Below are 16,784 nucleotides of genomic sequence, written 5' to 3'. Positions count from 1 at the left end.
GGAAGCCAGCAGATGAGCACTGAAGACCAAGGGGCAGCCGTCAAGGCCGCCGAAAGCGATGAACTGAAGACGCCGCCGGCCGAGGAACAGGCGCCGGCACCTTCCGCCGAACAGGTGGAGCAGGACGAGGCCGCGAAAATCTGGGCCGAGTTCGCCGACGACGGCGCTCCGAAGAAGCCGGAAACGACCAACGGCGAAAAGGTTTCCAACGAATTCGCAAATTCGCAAGCCGATGCGAGTAAGGATGCTCCCGTTGGAGAGCAGGACACGGTAGGCAAGGCGCCGGCAGGCGACAAGACCTCCCCTCCCGCTCCCGCAAAAGACATCTGGGCAGACGCCCCGCCCGAACTCCGGGCAGCGCACGACGCCGAGATGACTGCACTGCGCAAGGCCGCGAACAATGAGAGATTGCACGCCGGCCGCATGCGCAAGCAGTTCGAGGATTTGAAGGCCTCCGCAGCCAGGGTAGCGGATACGCCCGCCTCAAAGACCGTAGGCGACACGCTCGACGAGAGCCTCGCCGATTACCCGGAGATCGCGAAGCCTCTTAAAGACACGCTCGCTCCAATCGAAAAGAGGCTTGAAGCCTTCGACAAGTTCACGGCCGAGCAGAACTCGGTCCAACAAGACGAAGTCAGCAGGCACATCCGGACGCAGCTAGACGTTTTGGAAGCAGCGCATCCAGGGTGGGAAACCGAGTACGTCAAAGGTCCGAAGGCGAAGCAGTTCGCTGAATGGATCCAGTCCCCGGACCGCCCGGTAAAGTTCGTCAAGACCGTGTTCGAGACCAACAACGAGCACATTTTTGACGCCAAGGCTGCCATCGAAGTGTTCGATGCTTTCAAGGCTGACACTGCTGCGCCTGACCCGCAGCCCGGCAACGGGCAGACACAGGAGCTCAGTGCCAAGCGCGCGGCGCAGCTAGACGGTTCACGTTCCCCCAAAAGCCCAGGCGGACCGCCAAGGGTGACGGGCATACCGAAAGACGGCGACCCCCAGTTAATCTGGAGCGCATTCGGTGATGACAACGCGGACGACAGGCTGAGACGCCGTGTGTGAGGGGTGACTGAGCGGTTCCAATAGGACCGCCCAAATGACGACGACCGGTTACAGTTCCCCAGGCATTTCCCAGCGCACAAACGTCTATGCCGAAAAGGAGATGTTGCGCTGGGCCAAGCCAATCATGGTGCTCGAAAAGCTCGGCCTGCCCAAGCAGATGCCGAAGAACAAGTCGGACACCATCAAGTTCCGCCGTCCGCGCGTGTTCGCGGCCGTCAACATCCCCCTCGTCGAGGGTGTGACCCCGACCGCCGTCGCCTTCGCCTATGAAGACGTCACCGCCTCGCTGCGGCAGTACGGCATGGTCGTCGAGATCACCGACAAGATCGAGGACATGCACGAGGATCCCGTCTTGAACGACGCCACGATCCAGTGCGGCGAGAACATCGGACGCACCATCGAGGCGCTCAACTACGCCATTGTGCGCGCCGGAACCAGCGTGTTCTACGCCAACGGCACCCAGCGCACCGACGTCAACACCCCGGTCTCGCTGAACAAGTTCCGTGGCGCCGTCCGCTACCTCAAGGGCCAGAAGGCGATGAAGATCACCAAGGTGCTCTCGGGCTCCTCGGACTTCGCCACGCGGCCGGTTGAAGCCGCCTTCGTCGCGGTCTGCCACACCGATGTGGAATCGGACATCCGCAACCTGGCCGGCTTCACGCCTGTCGCCGAATACGGCCAGCGCAGCCCGATCTCCGAGAACGAGTTCGGCTCCGTCGAGGAAATCCGCTTCATCACCTCGGCCGACCTGAGCTCCTTCGCCGACGGCGGTGGCGCCAAGGCTGGCGCATCCGGCACCATGGTCTCGACGACCGGCACATCCGCAGACGTCTACCCGATCATCATCTTCGGTCAGGACGCCTGGGGCCATGTCGCGCTTCGCGGGCAAGGGGCGGTGTCGCCCTCGATCATCCCTGTCGGTCAGAAGACCAAGGACGATCCGCTCGGGCAGCGCGGCTATGTCGGCTGGAAGACCTATCACGCCGGTCTCATCCTCAACCAGACCTGGATGACCCGTGTCGAGGTGGCCGCCACCAACTTGGGCTAAGCGCTCTGACTTGCCGGGCGGGGAGTGATCTCCGCCCTTGAAACCTTAGCCAGCCCGCAACGGGCGCAGTTCATGAAGGAGCCATCCAATGCATGGTGGTCACGTAAAATTCGGGACGGTCGTCGGTCTCGGCGCAGCACTCAATGTCCCGCTCGGCTTCGTGCCGAGGCTGGTGGAACTCTACAATATGACGGACGGCGACATCATCACGTCCGCCTTCCTGCAGTGGGTCATCCCGTTCTCGTCGGGTGGCACCAACGTCATCTCGGCCGGCGACAAGATCAAGGGCGCGACATCGGGCGCCACGGCGGTCGTCGAGGAAGTCCTGATCGCATCCGGCACCTTTGCGGCCGGCACCGCGGCGGGCTTCTTCACCGTGCAGGAGGGCTCGCTCGTCGGCACCTTCCAGTCGGAGAACGTCTACGACCTCACCACCCAGGCGGCGTCCGGCATCGACGATGCCACGGTCACCGTCAACGTGGTGCACAACATCGCGGTCACGACAGCGGCGGCCGGCGCCACCACCACCTCGGCAATCTCGCGCCTTGAAGGCACCGCTGGCTCGTCCGGCTCTGGCTTCACCATCGGCTCGGTCATTGCCGAAGCGGCCAAGTGCCTGCGCTGGGTCGCCTACCAGGGCGACTGAGCCATTAACCCCCAGAGATAGGAAAGGGGCTCAGAAATGGCTCTCACATTGGAACAGGCCCGGAGGCGCGTAACGTCCATCCGGTCCAAGACTGGCAGCAAGGACCTCGACGAGGCCCTTCGCGCGCTGTTCGATGGCGACTTCGAGGGCGAGTTCAACCTCGTCGATCTCAGGGCGCGCAGCTTCTTCTACGACGACTTCCTTGCCGCCGCGATCGAGGCAAGGCTGTCATCGACGGCAGGCGCTGGCACCGGCAACGCGGCAGCGACAACCGTCGCCGGCGCGATGAACGGCACGGTGACGATGAAGTCGGCGTCGGACAGCGGCACCAACGCCGCCAACGGAACGTCGCTGACCTTCGACCAGCTCAACTGGAAGGCCAACCAGGGCGGCTGCATATTTGAGGCGCGGCTGCAGGTCGACGTCATCACGAACTGCTACATGTTCGTGGGCTTCTCGGACACGATCTCGACAACGGTTGAGTGTCCGACTTCGCTTTCCGGCACCACGCCGGCCAGTGACGCGACCGACGCCGCCGGGTTTGTGTTCGACACCGCCGCGACCAATGCCAAATGGCACCTGTCAGGTGTCAAGGCCGACGTCGACGCCACGGTGGTCAACAGCAACAATGCACCTGTGGCGGCGACCTACCAGACGCTGCGGGTCGAACTCGATGCCGCAGGCGGTGTCACCGGCTACATCAACGGCGCCTTGATCGGCTACATCGCCAACGCCTTGACGGCGACCGTCGGCCTGACCCCGATCATCGTGATCAGCAATCGCTCGGCGACGCAGAAGATCATGACGCTCGACTACATCGCGGTCGAACAGAACCGCTGACGAAACAAGGCGGGGGCCAGGTGCTCCCGCCTTTTCTGTTTTCAACGACGAGGATCGACAGATGACCACCACCACGTTCAAGAGCGTAGGCGGCACGAGCAAGCCCGCCGACCAAGCCGCGGCCAAGTCCGCCAAGGGCAGTGCAGTGCCGGCTCCCAAGGCCGCCAAGAAGCCAGCGACCGCCAAGCCTGCGCGCAAGCCTGGCACCATCACCATCGAAGGCAAGGGCACGATCCCCATCCACGCCGACGGCGCCATGCGTCGCCTGCCCAAGGGCGAGCCGGTCAAGGTCTCCGCAGCGGAACTCGCCTTTATCGAGCGCTCGGGCATCAAGTTCGCCTGATCCACACCAAACGAGGAACCTGAACCATGCAGAAGATTTTGATCGCCGATGCGTCGGCAAAGCAGCTCGCCGACTACGCCGAGACAGTGCTCGGCCTCGAAGGCGTCGACTACCGGCTCGGCAAGGGCAAGATCGAAGAGAAGATGCGCGCCGTCCTCTACGACAAGGATTTCATCGAGGTCGAGGATGATGAGGCGCCGATCGCGCGCATCAACCCGCCGGCGCCCACCAACGCGCGCCGCATGGCGACGATCATAATCCCCAACCAGGACAAGGCCGGCGGCACCGAGCCAGTGCCTGTGGCGGTGAACGGCCGGCAGTTGTGGATCCCGCGCCAGGCGCCGCAGACGATCCCGTGGGAATACATGCACGCGCTCGATAACGCCAAGAAGTTCGTCTACGAGACCGACGGCAACGGCACGCTGATCCTCCCGCCCTCCGAGGTGCACGAGTATCCGTTCTCGGTCCTTCATGAGGACCCGCCGCTGATCGAGAAGGCAGCCTGAGTTGAACTTCCTCGATCTCTGCAAACAGGTCGCGTCCGACTCGGCAACGTTCGACGAGGGCGCAATCGCCTCCGTTGTCGGTCAGGTCGGACGCAAGGCCAAGGTCGTGCGCTGGACCAACATGGCATGGCGCTCGATCCAGAACGCGCATGTCGCGTGGCGCTGGATGCAGTCGGAGTTCTCGCTTACCGCCGGCATCGGCACCCAGCGCTATGCCGGCACGGTCGCCACCGACACCATCGCATCGGCCACGATCGATCGCTTTGCCGAGTGGATATGCTGCGGATTGGGCGAAAACCGATTTCGGCTCTACGACACGACCATCGGTCTCAGCGACATCGGGCCGCTGAAGTTCGTGCCGTGGGACGAGTTCTATGCCCAGCGCGTCAACACCAGTGCGGCCAACGGCAAGCCGTCCATGTTCTCGATCGATCCGGCCAACAAGCTCTGCCTGTCGCCCGTGCCGGACCTCGCCACCTATGTCATCGTCGGGCCCTACCGCAAGAGCGTGCAGGCGCTGACGGTCGACGCCGACGTGCCGGAGATGCCGACCGATTTCCATGACGTGATCTCGTCCGTCGCGACCCAGTTCCTGCAACTGCACGACGAGGGCATGCAGATGCTGCCTTTGTGGAAGATGCGGGAGAACAGCGACTTCTGCCGGCTCGAGGCGCGGCAGCTTCCTCAGATGACTTTCGCGGGACCGCTTGCCTGATGCAGACGACACAGACCATCCTTCTGCAGGGCGGCCTGGATCTGATCACGCCGCAGGTCACGATGCCGCCCGGCCGCGTGATCTCCGCGCGCAACTATGAGCCGGACGTCAACGGCTACACATCGACTGGCGGCTATGAGCGCTTCAGCGGCAAGCCATCTCCATCCGACGGCATAAGCCTCGACGACATCGCTGCGCGCCGGGCGGCCATCGCGGCCGTGCCGGGCACAGGCCCTGTGCGGGGGACGACCGTCTACAACAGCGCCTTGCTGGCCTTCCGCGACCAGAATGACGGCACCGGCGCCATGTTCAAGTCGACGGACGTCGGCTGGGTGCAGCAGACATTCGGTTCAACCCTCGATTTCACGCTCGGCACTGCGGCCTTCACGGAAGGAACGACAGTGACGGGTGGAACTTCGGGCGCCACGGCGACGATCAAAAGGGTCGTTGTCACTTCTGGCGCCTGGGACGGTAGCGCCGCTGGGTTCCTCGTACTCAGCGGCGTTACCGGTACTTTCTCGGCGGCCGAGTTCATCACCGCGGTTCCAGGAAGCGCCAAGGCGACAGCCGCGCAGGTGGCGATCGGGCTTCAGCCAGGCGGCACTTATGAGTTCGTCACCCACAATTTCTACGGCGCGGCCACGGCGTTGCGGCTTTACTTCGTCAACGGCGTAGGCACCGCCTTCGAATGGGACGGCACGACGCTTGCGCCGATCAGGACGGGCATCGATACCGGGAGCATTGATTCCTATCTGCTCACGGCCGGCGGCCCTCCCGACAAGGTGCTCACGTCCGCCAGCGACCGCATCATCGTTGGATCGACGGCGGTCGACAATCCGGCCTATATCGATGAATACCGCAACCACCTTTTTCTCGGCTATTCAGTGGGCGCGGTTGTGTTCTCAGGGCCAGGTGTACCGCTGGATTACCGCACGGCCGCTGGTGCAGGCACCTTTGCTTTCGGCGATTCCATGACCGGAATGCTGTCCGCGTCGACCGCACTGGTATGCTTCGGCCGAGGCCTCATCGAATACATCGCCGGCAACAGCGTCGACGATTTCCAGAAGCTAACTGTCACAGCCGCGGCCGGCGCCGTGCTTCGATCGCCGCAGGTCTTCGGCGAAAGCCCGATCTACCTGGATGATGGAGGCTTGCGCCGCCTGTCGTCGAGTGCCGCCTATGGCGACTTCAAGACGGGGACAGTGACGCAACTGCTCGAGCCGCTGTTCAAGCAAAAGCGGCTGGCCAGCGTCACGCCGAACACCTCGCTCGTGGTTACCGCCAAGGATCAATATCGCCTCTATTGGAACGATGGCTCCGGCGTCGTGCTCTACATCGGGCGGAAGTACCCAGAGACGCTGCCCTTCAAGCTGCCGATAACGCTCTACTCTTCGTGCGTTGGCGAAATCAGTTCCGGCCTTGGCGACCGACTGTTTGGCGGCGGGACGGACGGCTATGTCTACGAACTCGACAAGGGCACGTCCTTCGACGGTGCGGTGATCGACACCTATCTGCGGCTCGCCTTCAACAATCTGCAGTCGGCGACGCAAAACAAGGTCTTTCACAAGTTCACCGCCGACGTGTTGTGCGAGGATGCACTCACCATCGGCGTCAAGTTCGACATCGACTATTCCCGATCCGACGAGCGCGGCGACCCGCGCAACGAGGCGGTGGAGGGCGGAACGCCGATCGTCTCGACCGACGCTTACGCCAGCATCGACTGGACGCAATCCGTGCAGGGTGAGCTCACGCGCTACCTCTACGGCTTCGGCCGCAATGTCGCGGTGACGCTGGTCACGTCGGCCGCCGACAAGCGCCGGCACACATTCCCCTCGTCGACGCTCAATTTCAGCCCGCGCGGCCTGGTGCGATAGATGTCGTTCTGGCGCGCGGAACTGCTGAAGGTCATCGCCAGGCAGAAAGAACTTCTGGCGCTCAGCGGCGGCACGATGACCGGCCCGCTCCTTGTATCTGCCGGCACGGTGACTGCGCCGGGGCTTGCCTTCGCCGGTGATAGCAACACCGGGTTCTACTCGCCGGCCGCCGACACGATCGGCATCGCAAATGCTGGAGTGCGGACCGGCGTCTTCGATCCGTCTGGGCGGCTGGTGCTCGGCAACGGCACCGGGCTTGCGATGAACTCCGTCGGCTCGATCCCACGCCTGCAGGTCCACGGCGTCGACACCGACACCTCGAGCGCAGCGCTTTTCCGTTGGCAGAACACAGACACGCCCGGCACCCAGTTCTATCTCTGCCGCGCCAAAAGCTCGGCAATCGGCACTCATGGCCTGATTGCAGATGGTGGCGGGATCGGCTCCTACATCTCGGCCATTTCAGATGGGGTGACGTTCCTGGACGCGACCAGCCTTCAAGCGGTCGCGGATGGCTCTCAAGCATTGAACAGCACGCCGGCAGCACTCAATGTGCGGACCAATTCCGGTGGGACGGCGACCACGATCAAGGGAAGATTCACGGCTCTGGGGCAATTCCTCATGGGGCATGTGGCCTCGATTGCCGTTGGCGCGACCAGCAACCAGTCCCCCGTTATTCAGGCGCACGGTCTTTCGACCGACGCTCAGATCGCAGCCTACCGGTGGGCGGCATCAACAGGCGGCGCCACGCTCGCTGGCGTCAAGTCTCGTGGCACGACAGCCGGCACCCACGGCGTTGTTTCCAGCGGCGATACGCTCTTGACAATCCAAGCCTACGGCGACGACGGGACGAATTATCCGCCCGCAGGCTTCATGCGGTTCGAGGTCGACGCCACGCCAGGCACCGGAGACATGCCCGGCCGGTGGCTTCTCGGCATCACGCCAGATGGAGCGGCAAGTTCGGTAGAGATACTACGCGCCAACAATGCCGGCGCAATCTCGCATCGCGCCAATGCCCAGGTCGTCGTCGATGCCAACTCGCATCTAAATCTACGCTCCTACACAGTCGCCACAGTTCCAAGCGCTGCGGTAGCCGGGCAACTGATCTACGTATCGAATGGCACGGTCAACAAGCGTTTGGCCGTCAGCGACGGCACGAATTGGCGCTGGCCGGATGGCGTGATTGTTTCCTAAAAAGGAAGAACTCCATGACGAAAGATGCAACCCACTATGTTGAAGAGTTCCTCTTTCGCGGGCGCCGCGAGGGTGACCCCCAGCCAACGGCATGGCACGTCATCCTTGGTGTAGAGGGGGCGGATCCGCTCGGGCGCGCTTATCAGCCAATGCCGATCATGACATCGGAACAGGCGATAAAGGCAGGATGGGACATCCCCGACATAATGATGGAAATCAACGCCGAGCTGCTGGCGGAACTCGATGCCGAGCGGCGAAAATCAAGGGAGGCGGAACAAGAGCGCGACGAGGCGCTCTCGTTGGCCGAAGGGGTCAAGGCCGTAGCTGAGGCAACGGCCGAGAAAAACGCTCAGCTAACGGTCGAATTGGCTGCCGAGCGCGCCAAGGCAGTCGGCTCGGTTCGCGTCAGAGACACCATCCTCGGATAACTCCGCAGCAAGAAGCAAATCGGCAGATCGTGCGTGTTAAACAAAGGCCAGTCCGACACGAGGAGCCCAACAATGGACGGAATAAACCAACTCGACCTCATCACGCAGCGCGTTCTCGCCATTCACGTCAGGTCTCTCACCGAGGAGTTGGCGCGCGCACAGGCAGAGGTTGAGCAGGGGCAGGTTCGCTTGGAGGAGGCGCTGGCTCGCATCGCGAAGTTGGAAGCGCCGCCGACAGAGACCAAAGACGCATAGGCGTTTGACTATAGGGGCACCCGACCATGGCCGACCAGAATGTAAACAACCAGTTCGTCACATGGAACTCGGGCGGCACGACGTTCAACGCCATCAAGATGAACGTCACCGACACGGCATCGGCCGTGGCGTCGCTGCTGCTGCTGTTGCAGGTCGGCGGCACTGACAAGTTCAAGGTTGGCAAGGACGGCACCGTCACGGCGGCAGGAAGTCTGGCTGTCGCCGGAAGCGCCACCATCGCCGGCAACTTGACCGTATCCGGCACGCTGACGGCAGCCGGTATAACTGGCGCCGTCACCGGCCCGGCTGGCGCGACCGACAATGCCATTGCCCGCTATAACGGCGCAACGGGCGGGGTGCTGCAGAATTCCCTGATTACCATCGACGACACCGGCAACATATCCGGGGTCGGGGCATCTTTTTCGGATTACATCACGATTATCGATGCGGGCGGGTTTCGCGGTGTCAGGCTCGTTGGGCATTCTGGCAACTGGAGCGGTCATTTGTACCTGAACTCCTCCAGCCAGATACGCTGGGGTATGGTCTATAATGCAGGTGTTGCCGGCTCATTCGCCATCCAGCGCTATACTGGCGCGTCGGTCTACGCCGAAGATGCCGTGCAAATCGACAACGCGACCGGCGCCGTCACCATCAACGGCACGCTGACGGTGACGGGATGACGCTCGGCGCTACACCAACCATTGCCGAGATCCTGACCGAGCTCGGCGATAGCTATCCGGTGACGATCCCGAATGCGAACTGGCGAGCTTTGGCCGGGAAGCCAACCGGGTCGTTGGTAATCCCGACCGATTTCGCCAGCAAATCCATCGTCACGGAGACCGATAGCCGCACCACCGTTGCGACCTCTCATGCCGCGGTTGATTTTGGGGTGGATGTGCCCGGACGATGGGTCGTGATTTTGGCGGCGCACAGCAGTTCCGTTTCAAGCCCTGGCTTGTTCCCTGCGGCGACAATCGGGGGAGTGGCCGCTACCCGCATCAACGCCGCCAGCACTGGCACAGGAGCGGGCCCGGCGGTCGGCGCGGCCATGTTCGTCGCGCAGCCGACCGGAGCGAACGGCACGGTTGCCGTTTCATGGGGCGGCTTGACCACGAGCATCATTGCCCTACGGACAATCACCTACAATCTTTCGGCGGCTTATGCCTCTGATGCGTCCAGCAGTTCCGGGATGCCGATGTCCGTGAACATACCGACCAAAGGTCTTCTGATCGGGTTCGCCGCACGCGGTGCTGCAAACGAAATCTCATGGACAAACCTGACCGAGCAGGGGTCTGATTCCACCGACGCCAACAGCAAGCGACGCAGCCGCGGCTGGGATTACAACATGGCACTGCAAGCGGCCAGGTCGATCAGTGTTTCGCCTTGGAGCAGCACAGCGAGCAACGGCATCAACGCTGCCGTCGTCGCCTCCTTCGCCAAGTCCTAGTCTGAATGGCTAGCCGGCCAGCCGTTGCAATGGCCGATTTCGTGGCGGAGTACGGCCTGCGGAGTGGCAAGCGCATAGGTCTTGTCGACCACGATGACGGTGCATGATGTGTCGCTGGTGATCGCCGAACAACCACGCTGGACGAGCGAGGACTTCGCGGCGACCTTGTACTTCGCAAACAGCTTTGCACAGGCGGCCACGACCTGCTTCTGCGGCAGATAGCGAACGGTTAACTTCCCTGAATAGGCATGGTCGAACCGGGCAGGCGGGTTCCATGTCGGGTCTTTGATCCCTGCCACAGCAGAGCCTATCGTCGCCAGACAGAAGAAGACCAGGGCAAGAGCGCGCAGCATCCCATAAATATGAGGTGCGCCCGGAATTTCTACAATCCCCCTCGCGCACGGACTTTTCGGCGGTTGGCAATATCTTCTGCCCAACATCGCGAAGGGCCTGCCATGACTGATCTGCTTACCCCGCCGGCGACGCCAGCCCCAGCATATGGCGCGGATGACGTCCAAAACCGCGTCAAGAACATCGCTTCGCAGGACTCGGCCCTCAACCAGATGGCGCGGACCGAGGCCGCGAAGGTGATGAACTCGCGCGGCATGCTCAACTCCTCGATGTATGCCGGCGCCGCGCAGGACGCGGTGCTGCGCCAGGCGGTGCCGATCGCCAGCCAGGAATCCAACCAGGCATTTCAGGCTTCGGAATCCGGGCTGCAGCGCGCTTCCGTCGAGGGGATGCAGACCAAGGACATCGCCAATCAGAAGGACCTGCAGCAGAAGGACATCACCTTCAGGACAGGCGAAGGCGCACTCGACCGGGCAAGCCAGGAGAAGGTTCAGAGTTGGCAGCTAAAGAGCAGTGATCGAAACGCGGCCGCGCAGTTTCTCACGCAGATGGAGACGATGTACCAAAGCGCATATCAGACGATCATGTCGAACCCAAATCTCGACAAAACGCAGCGGACGGCGCAATTGACCGCCGCAAAAACCATGCGCGACAAGCAGCTCAATTTCGTCGAGCAGATGTATGCGATCGACTTGAACTGGTGAGACCGTGATCCGCAACGCCAACGCAGTCGACATCCCTGCGATCCTGCTTCTGCTCGTCGAATGCTACGGGCGCTCGCACTATGCCAAGGCAGGCGTCGTGCAGGTCGACGTGATGCACACCAAGAAGCTGCTTTTAATGGCGATCCACCGGCATGACCACCAAACCGAAAATGGATGCTGGATCCAGGTCATCGAGAACGGCGGGCAGATTTGCGGGCTGATGCTGGCGACGCTGGCGCGCGTGTACGTCATCGGCGACCGCCTGATGGCGACCGACGTTCTCTTCGTCGCCAATGGCTTCGCTCAACCGCACGAGGCCGGGCAGTTGGCCAAGAACATGATCCAGTGGGCGAAGCGCTCGCCTGCCTGCATCGAGGTGCGCTGCGGTGCGACTGCGGTGATCGAGGACCCGGAGCGGACAGCCAGGCTGTTCGAGCGGCTCGGCATGAAGCCTTATGGCACAATCCATCGACTTGAATTTGAAAGGGCAGCGACATGAGCGGCGTCGTATCGAGCATCGGCAAGGTTTTCAGCAGCGTTGTGAAGGGCGTATCGACAGCCATCGGAAGTGCGGTCGGCGGCGTCGGCGCGATCATCGGCACGGCAGCATCGGCCGGATCGAGCCTTCTCGGCGGCGGGGCTGGGTCGCTCCTCAGCGGCCTCGGCGGAGGCGGCGGCATTCTCGGCAGCCTGCTCAATGGCGCCATGAACGTCATGACCAAGGGGCTGGGCGGCCTGGTCGACTTCGGTTCCCAGATGGCGGGAGGGGCGACCGCACTCGGCGGAGGCATGGCGGCGGGCGCAAGTGCCGCGGGAGGCGCCGCGATGGCGCCGAGCTTCCTGTCCAAGGCCGGCAGTTTCCTCACCAGCGAGACCGGGGCCGGGCTGATCGGCGGCATCGGCAAGGGGCTGATGGAATACGAGAAGATGGAGCAGGAAGCCAAGGAGCGGCAGAAGGACCGCAACTACCTGCTCGGCAAGGAAAACCGCATCCGCGACAGTTACAACGTCGACCCGGCCTCTCTGCCCAATGGTGCTGGCGCTGGCCCAGGTGACGGCATTCAGCGGCCGACGCCGGCGCAGGCGTACAGCCGCGACTTCAATTTCGTCTACGATCCGGAGCTCGGCCGCATCGTCAAGCAGGGGAGCTAGTCCATGGTCGGCAGCCAAAGGAGCAGCGATTCCCCCTCTGCCAGCGGGAGTAACGGTGGGCTCGGTGGGCCCAACTCCAACAACTCTGGCAACAGCGGTTCGTCGTCGTCGAGCAAAGGCAGCAACTCGCCCTCGAGCAGCGGTAGCAAAGGCGGCTTGGGCGGTCCTAGCTCGAACAATTCAGGCAACACCGGCAGCAGGTCATCGCCAGGCAGTTCCCCGTCGAGCAGCGGCAATAATGGTGGTCTTGGCGGCCCTTCGTCCAACAATTCGGGCAATCGAAGTTCCGGCTCTTCGCCGGGCGGGATGGGCGGCAACGGCAACGCGAATGGCGGTGGCGCCGGCGGCGGCATCGGCGGAGGTATGGCCGGCGGGCTAAATAGCGCAGGCAATCGCGCCAGTGGTGCTGGCCCTGGGGCGTCTGGCAACCGGAGTACGACCGGCGGCGGGTACGGAGGTCCAAACTCGCCTGGCGGCATGAACTCATCTCTCGGCGGCGGCAGCGGTTCCCCCTCCGGCACGAACTCTGGCCTTGGCGGTCCAACCTCCAACAATTCCGGTAATACCGTCAGCAGCGGCGGCGTGAATGCGTCCGGCAATCGTGCCAGCGGTGCTGGACCCATGTCGTCTAGCAACACCACCACCACCGGTGCGGGGTATGGCGGGACTCCCGCCAAGCATGGCGCCACGGCAGCTCAGGCGCGCGCCTCTGAAACCAAGTCGATGAACGACATGGCCGATTGGGGCAAAGAGGTAAAAGGGGTTGTCGCTGCCGGCCCAGGTTGGACGTCGGTCGAGCTCAACAATGGGCAGGTCGAAACGCGCAAGGGCGATCGAGCTTCGCGAAACAACAACCCAGGAAATATCGAAGCTGGCGACTTCGCCAAGAAAGCCGGCGCCGTCGGGACCGATGGCCGATTCGCCGTGTTCTCCAGCAAGGAAGATGGTTTAAAGGCCATTGGTGCGCTTCTCGGCACGTCGCGGTATGCGAACAAGACGATCGAAGGCGCGATTGGCTCCTACGCGCCGCCAAATGAGAATAACACAGCGTCCTATGCGGCCACAGTTGCCGGGAAAATCGGCGTGTCCAAGGACACTCCAATGTCATCACTTACCGCTGCCCAGCGGGATGCCATGGCCCGCGCGATCTCGGGCGTCGAAGGTAATACCGGATATTCGGTGACGTCGACCACAGGCGTCGACAGGTTTTCAAGCACCTACATGGGCGGTGTGTCTGCAAGCCCGACATCCAAGAGCACCGCCACGCCGAGCGGACGTCCGGCGCAGCAGAACGATCCGAGCAGTTTGGCGCCAGGCACGTATCGCGGCTACGATCCGAGCGGCCTGCCTGCCGAAACACCGGTCAGTACCCCTGTCCCAAATGCTCGCCCGAACACCAGACCGGATCCCGTCTCCGTCGTTTCCGGCAAACCCACGACTGCGCCCGTGTCTGGCCAATTCCCCGGTCGACCACGCTCTCTTGGCGAAAAGATTGCCGCCGGCGCCATCGATTTGGGGCTGGGCTCGCTCCCGGGTATCGGCATGGCGGCTGGCGTGATCAACGGCGGCTTGGCGCTCACCGGCAACAGCACGCTCGGCGAGCACATTGTCGACTCGTTCGTGACCGGGAAGGGTGCGGGCGCGGGTCCGGACAGCGGCGCCAATCGCCCCGGCACCGGCGGCGGTCAGGTCGTCAAGGACAAGACGACGGTGCCGAAACAAACCGAAAGCTTCGAAGACAAGTATATCAAGTTCGTCGACCCGACAGTGCGGCCGACGCCAGGGCAGCGTTGGGATTACAATACGAGCGGCTATTCCTGATCAGCCGTGCACTTGGCCCATTCTTGCTCGTTCGCGTCGAAGCAGAAGTCATGGGTCCGCAGGGATTGTGTCAGTTCATCGCGCCGGGCACATTCCTCATCGGCCTGCTGATTGGTCTGCCCGTCTACAGGAAGGCGGCAGTCGAGGTGCGCCTGGTACCATTCGGTGGCGACCTCTTTCCCGTCGAACTTGCCGGCGACCTCGCCGGCATAAACCGTTGCCAGCATCCACATCAGCGCCAGTAGCGCCACGCCAATCCTCGTCATCGGAATTTCCTCCTGCACGGTTTTGTCAGCGCCGGTGTGGCATGACTTCCCCAATCAATATGGGTGCAGCAGATGGAAAAGCCAATGACGGACGATCCTGGCATGGCTCAGGACGATGCTGCGCAGACGGCTCCGCCCGGTGGTGACCCCTCGCAAGCCGATGCCGGCGCGCCGCAGGATGCCCAGCCAGACGCCGGCGCCGCGCAGGATGCCACCCCTGAAGAGCAGGCCCAGTACAACCAGTTCGTCGGCCGCGGCATGGAACTCATCTACAATCAGAAGATGTTCCCGCAAGTGGTCGAGATGCTGCGCGGCGGCGGTGGTGAAGGCCAAGGCAAGGAGCATTCCGGCGCCACCGGTTCGGCGCAGGGACTTGCCCACGCCACGGCAATGATCATCACCCGCGTCTACAAGGCCGCCACCGATTCCGGCGCCGAGCTTTCGCCCGACGTGCTGTTTCATGGCGGAACCGAGATATTCGGCCAACTCGCCGAGATCAGCGACAAGGCCGGCATCAGCAATTACGCAGAAGATCGCGATGGGCTCGAGGCCGCCTACTTCCTCTCCGTCGATACGGCCATGCAGCAGCTTCGCCAGGCAGGCGTCGTCGACGAGGCATCGGCCAAACAGGCGCTGCAGCAGCTTCACGACATGGACGCCAAGGGCGCGCTCGAGCCGGTGTTTCGCGAACTCGATGCGATGGATCAGCAGTCGCGGGGCGGCGAAGCGGAAAACCCTGCCGAGAACCAGGCAGAAGGCGGCGTCGAGGAACCACCGGCCAATGACAATGGGCCGGTGCAGGGCGGCATGGCTCCGCAGGAGGAGATGGAATAATGGCCGGCACCATTACGGCTGAGCGGCTGCGCGAGCTACTGCACTACGACCCCCAGACTGGCGTGTTCACTTGGCTTGTCAGTCCCGGCAAGAGCGTCAAGGCCGGCGCCGTTGCCGGCAGAACACCGGACTTTGACGGCTACGGCACCATCCGCATTGATCGCCGCCTGCACAAGGCACACCGGCTTGCGTGGCTATACATGACCGGCGAATTCCCAGCCGGCCAGATAGACCACGCCAACTGCGACAAACTCGACAACCGTATCTCTAATCTGCGACCAGCGTCGAACAATCAGAACATGTTTAACCGCCCCGGTTTTTCAAAGATCGGTAGGCTGAAAGGTGTCAATCGCAAGCGGTCCGGCAGGTGGGGCGCGGAGGTAGTGGCCGATGGCGTTCGTCACTATCTTGGCACCTACGACACCGAAGAAGAGGCGCACGCGACATACACGGCTGCGGCACGAGAACTCCATGGCTCGTTCGCCTACACTCACGGGAGCGTATAATGCCGGGCTTTGCGATGATCCTGGGCGGCGCCATGTCGGGATGGAGCGACGCCAAGCTCGACGAGATCAAGTCCGAGCGTGAAGAGCGCATGAAGGAACTCGAAGCGCAGCGGCAGGACAAGCGGCTTGCCGAGGATCGTGATTTCCGTTCGAAAGAGGCCGAGATCGGCCGCAACTTCGAGGCGGGCCAAGCGGACAAGACGCGCGCTTATGGCAGTGAAGAGAACCAGAAGCAGCGCGAGTTCCAAAGCACTGAGGCAGGCAAGACCCGCGATGCGTCCGGCGACCTCATCACCGACGATCAGGGTAACTCCTATTCGCGCACCGGTTCCAGTGCAAAGCCGCTCCTCGACGACAAGGGCAAGCCCATCAAGGCCGTGTCGGGCAAGGCGTCGGACAAGCCGGCCGAGGTGTCGACCGCCGAATGGCTCATCCAGCAGAACGTCGCGGCAAACCCGGCGGAAGCATGGAAGATGGTCCGCTCGGCCCGCAACGATCCCGACAAGTCGCGCGCATCGATCTACAAGGCATGGCTGGACGCCCTGACCAAGGGCGCGCTGGGCCAGCCCGATCCGGTCGAACTCGAAAAGCAGGCGCGCGAGGCGACCGAGAAGACGCTCACCTATCTCAACACCGAGGATGATTCCGGTGGCGGGGCAGGGCAGGCCGGTGGCGCCGAAGGCCCGGGCGACGTGATCCCGTCCGATCCTGCCAAGCGCGTCGTCGGCAAGGTCTACAAAGCGCCGAACGGCAAGATCGCCAAGTGGACAGGTCAGGGCTGGGAACTGATCCAGTGAA

General features: G+C 62.9%; 23 protein-coding genes. 20 read left to right on the top strand and 3 right to left on the bottom strand.

What is annotated here, in order from left to right:
* Positions 1-12: 12 nt before the first annotated feature.
* From NL532_RS24135 to NL532_RS24075, 13 genes are all read left to right on the top strand, one after another.
* Entirely contained in the window at positions 13-1,059 is a 1,047-nt protein-coding gene (locus NL532_RS24135) for a hypothetical protein (RefSeq protein ID WP_023828956.1), read from the top strand.
* 34 nt (positions 1,060-1,093) lie between these two features.
* A complete protein-coding gene (locus NL532_RS24130) occupies positions 1,094-2,107 on the top strand; it encodes a N4-gp56 family major capsid protein (protein WP_023828955.1) in 1,014 nt (337 codons plus the stop codon).
* Positions 2,108-2,195: 88 nt separating this feature from the next.
* Positions 2,196-2,753, top strand: coding sequence for a hypothetical protein (locus NL532_RS24125; protein WP_023828954.1), 558 nt, complete (start codon positions 2,196-2,198; stop codon positions 2,751-2,753).
* 36 nt (positions 2,754-2,789) lie between these two features.
* Entirely contained in the window at positions 2,790-3,593 is an 804-nt protein-coding gene (locus NL532_RS24120; RefSeq protein WP_031203032.1) for a hypothetical protein, read from the top strand.
* A 61-nt stretch (positions 3,594-3,654) separates the two neighbouring features.
* Positions 3,655-3,936: a hypothetical protein gene (locus tag NL532_RS24115; RefSeq protein WP_023828952.1), complete on the top strand. Its 282-nt coding sequence runs from the start codon at positions 3,655-3,657 to the stop codon at positions 3,934-3,936.
* Between the two features lie 26 nt (positions 3,937-3,962).
* Positions 3,963-4,442 carry a hypothetical protein gene (locus tag NL532_RS24110; protein WP_023828951.1) on the top strand — a complete coding sequence of 160 codons (480 nt, stop codon included), beginning with the start codon at positions 3,963-3,965 and terminating at the stop codon, positions 4,440-4,442.
* Position 4,443: 1 nt separating this feature from the next.
* Positions 4,444-5,157: a phage adaptor protein gene (locus NL532_RS24105; RefSeq protein WP_023828950.1), complete on the top strand. Its 714-nt coding sequence runs from the start codon at positions 4,444-4,446 to the stop codon at positions 5,155-5,157.
* Complete coding sequence (locus NL532_RS24100) at positions 5,157-7,031, top strand: hypothetical protein (protein WP_023828949.1); 1,875 nt, start codon at positions 5,157-5,159, stop codon at positions 7,029-7,031. The genes NL532_RS24105 and NL532_RS24100 overlap by 1 nt, the downstream gene beginning before the upstream one ends.
* Positions 7,032-8,222, top strand: coding sequence for a hypothetical protein (locus NL532_RS24095; RefSeq protein ID WP_023828948.1), 1,191 nt, complete (start codon positions 7,032-7,034; stop codon positions 8,220-8,222).
* A gap of 14 nt (positions 8,223-8,236) precedes the next feature.
* The gene (locus NL532_RS24090; RefSeq protein ID WP_023828947.1) at positions 8,237-8,650 is read left to right on the top strand and encodes a hypothetical protein; all 414 of its coding nucleotides are present in this window, start codon (positions 8,237-8,239) and stop codon (positions 8,648-8,650) included.
* Between the two features lie 72 nt (positions 8,651-8,722).
* On the top strand, positions 8,723-8,905 hold the full coding sequence (locus NL532_RS24085; RefSeq protein ID WP_023828946.1) for a hypothetical protein: 183 nt from the start codon (positions 8,723-8,725) through the stop codon (positions 8,903-8,905).
* 26 nt (positions 8,906-8,931) lie between these two features.
* Positions 8,932-9,585: a hypothetical protein gene (locus NL532_RS24080; protein WP_023828945.1), complete on the top strand. Its 654-nt coding sequence runs from the start codon at positions 8,932-8,934 to the stop codon at positions 9,583-9,585.
* The gene (locus NL532_RS24075; protein ID WP_023828944.1) at positions 9,582-10,352 is read left to right on the top strand and encodes a hypothetical protein; all 771 of its coding nucleotides are present in this window, start codon (positions 9,582-9,584) and stop codon (positions 10,350-10,352) included. The genes NL532_RS24080 and NL532_RS24075 overlap by 4 nt, the downstream gene beginning before the upstream one ends.
* Here the strand turns inward: NL532_RS24075 and NL532_RS24070 are convergent.
* Entirely contained in the window at positions 10,349-10,705 is a 357-nt protein-coding gene (locus NL532_RS24070; protein WP_023828943.1) for a hypothetical protein, read from the bottom strand. The genes NL532_RS24075 and NL532_RS24070 overlap by 4 nt on opposite strands.
* Before the next feature lie 102 nt (positions 10,706-10,807).
* Here NL532_RS24070 and NL532_RS24065 point away from each other — a divergent pair, with 102 nt between their 5' ends.
* From NL532_RS24065 to NL532_RS24055, 3 genes are read left to right on the top strand one after another with little or no spacing between them, the layout of a single operon-like run.
* Entirely contained in the window at positions 10,808-11,407 is a 600-nt protein-coding gene (locus tag NL532_RS24065) for a hypothetical protein (protein WP_023828942.1), read from the top strand.
* Between the two features lie 4 nt (positions 11,408-11,411).
* The gene (locus NL532_RS24060) at positions 11,412-11,906 is read left to right on the top strand and encodes a hypothetical protein (protein WP_023828941.1); all 495 of its coding nucleotides are present in this window, start codon (positions 11,412-11,414) and stop codon (positions 11,904-11,906) included.
* Positions 11,903-12,559, top strand: a complete 657-nt coding sequence (locus tag NL532_RS24055; protein WP_023828940.1) for a hypothetical protein — start codon at positions 11,903-11,905, stop codon at positions 12,557-12,559. Before NL532_RS24060 ends, NL532_RS24055 begins: the two co-directional genes overlap by 4 nt.
* Here the strand turns inward: NL532_RS24055 and NL532_RS24050 are convergent.
* Positions 12,556-12,837, bottom strand: a complete 282-nt coding sequence (locus tag NL532_RS24050; RefSeq protein WP_155923803.1) for a hypothetical protein — start codon at positions 12,835-12,837, stop codon at positions 12,556-12,558. The two genes, NL532_RS24055 and NL532_RS24050, sit on opposite strands and share 4 nt — an antisense overlap.
* 199 nt (positions 12,838-13,036) lie before the next feature.
* Here NL532_RS24050 and NL532_RS24045 point away from each other — a divergent pair, with 199 nt between their 5' ends.
* On the top strand, positions 13,037-14,380 hold the full coding sequence (locus tag NL532_RS24045) for a hypothetical protein (protein WP_155923802.1): 1,344 nt from the start codon (positions 13,037-13,039) through the stop codon (positions 14,378-14,380).
* Here the strand turns inward: NL532_RS24045 and NL532_RS24040 are convergent.
* Positions 14,371-14,646 (bottom strand): hypothetical protein, encoded by a 276-nt coding sequence (locus tag NL532_RS24040; protein WP_031203027.1) that lies wholly within the window; start codon positions 14,644-14,646, stop codon positions 14,371-14,373. The genes NL532_RS24045 and NL532_RS24040 overlap by 10 nt on opposite strands.
* Positions 14,647-14,730: 84 nt before the next feature.
* Between NL532_RS24040 and NL532_RS24035 the strand changes: the two genes are divergently transcribed.
* Genes NL532_RS24035 through NL532_RS24025 form a run of 3 tightly spaced genes read left to right on the top strand, consistent with a single transcriptional unit; the run spans position 14,731 to position 16,783 of the window.
* Positions 14,731-15,480, top strand: coding sequence for a hypothetical protein (locus tag NL532_RS24035; RefSeq protein WP_031203026.1), 750 nt, complete (start codon positions 14,731-14,733; stop codon positions 15,478-15,480).
* The gene (locus NL532_RS24030) at positions 15,480-15,986 is read left to right on the top strand and encodes an HNH endonuclease (protein ID WP_023828935.1); all 507 of its coding nucleotides are present in this window, start codon (positions 15,480-15,482) and stop codon (positions 15,984-15,986) included. Before NL532_RS24035 ends, NL532_RS24030 begins: the two co-directional genes overlap by 1 nt.
* Positions 15,986-16,783 carry a hypothetical protein gene (locus tag NL532_RS24025; RefSeq protein WP_023828934.1) on the top strand — a complete coding sequence of 266 codons (798 nt, stop codon included), beginning with the start codon at positions 15,986-15,988 and terminating at the stop codon, positions 16,781-16,783. The genes NL532_RS24030 and NL532_RS24025 overlap by 1 nt, the downstream gene beginning before the upstream one ends.
* Position 16,784: the final 1 nt, after the last annotated feature.

The organism is Mesorhizobium sp. C120A, assembly GCF_030323105.1.
Lineage (GTDB): Bacteria > Pseudomonadota > Alphaproteobacteria > Rhizobiales > Rhizobiaceae > Mesorhizobium.
This window is presented reverse-complemented; position numbering and strand designations above follow the sequence as displayed.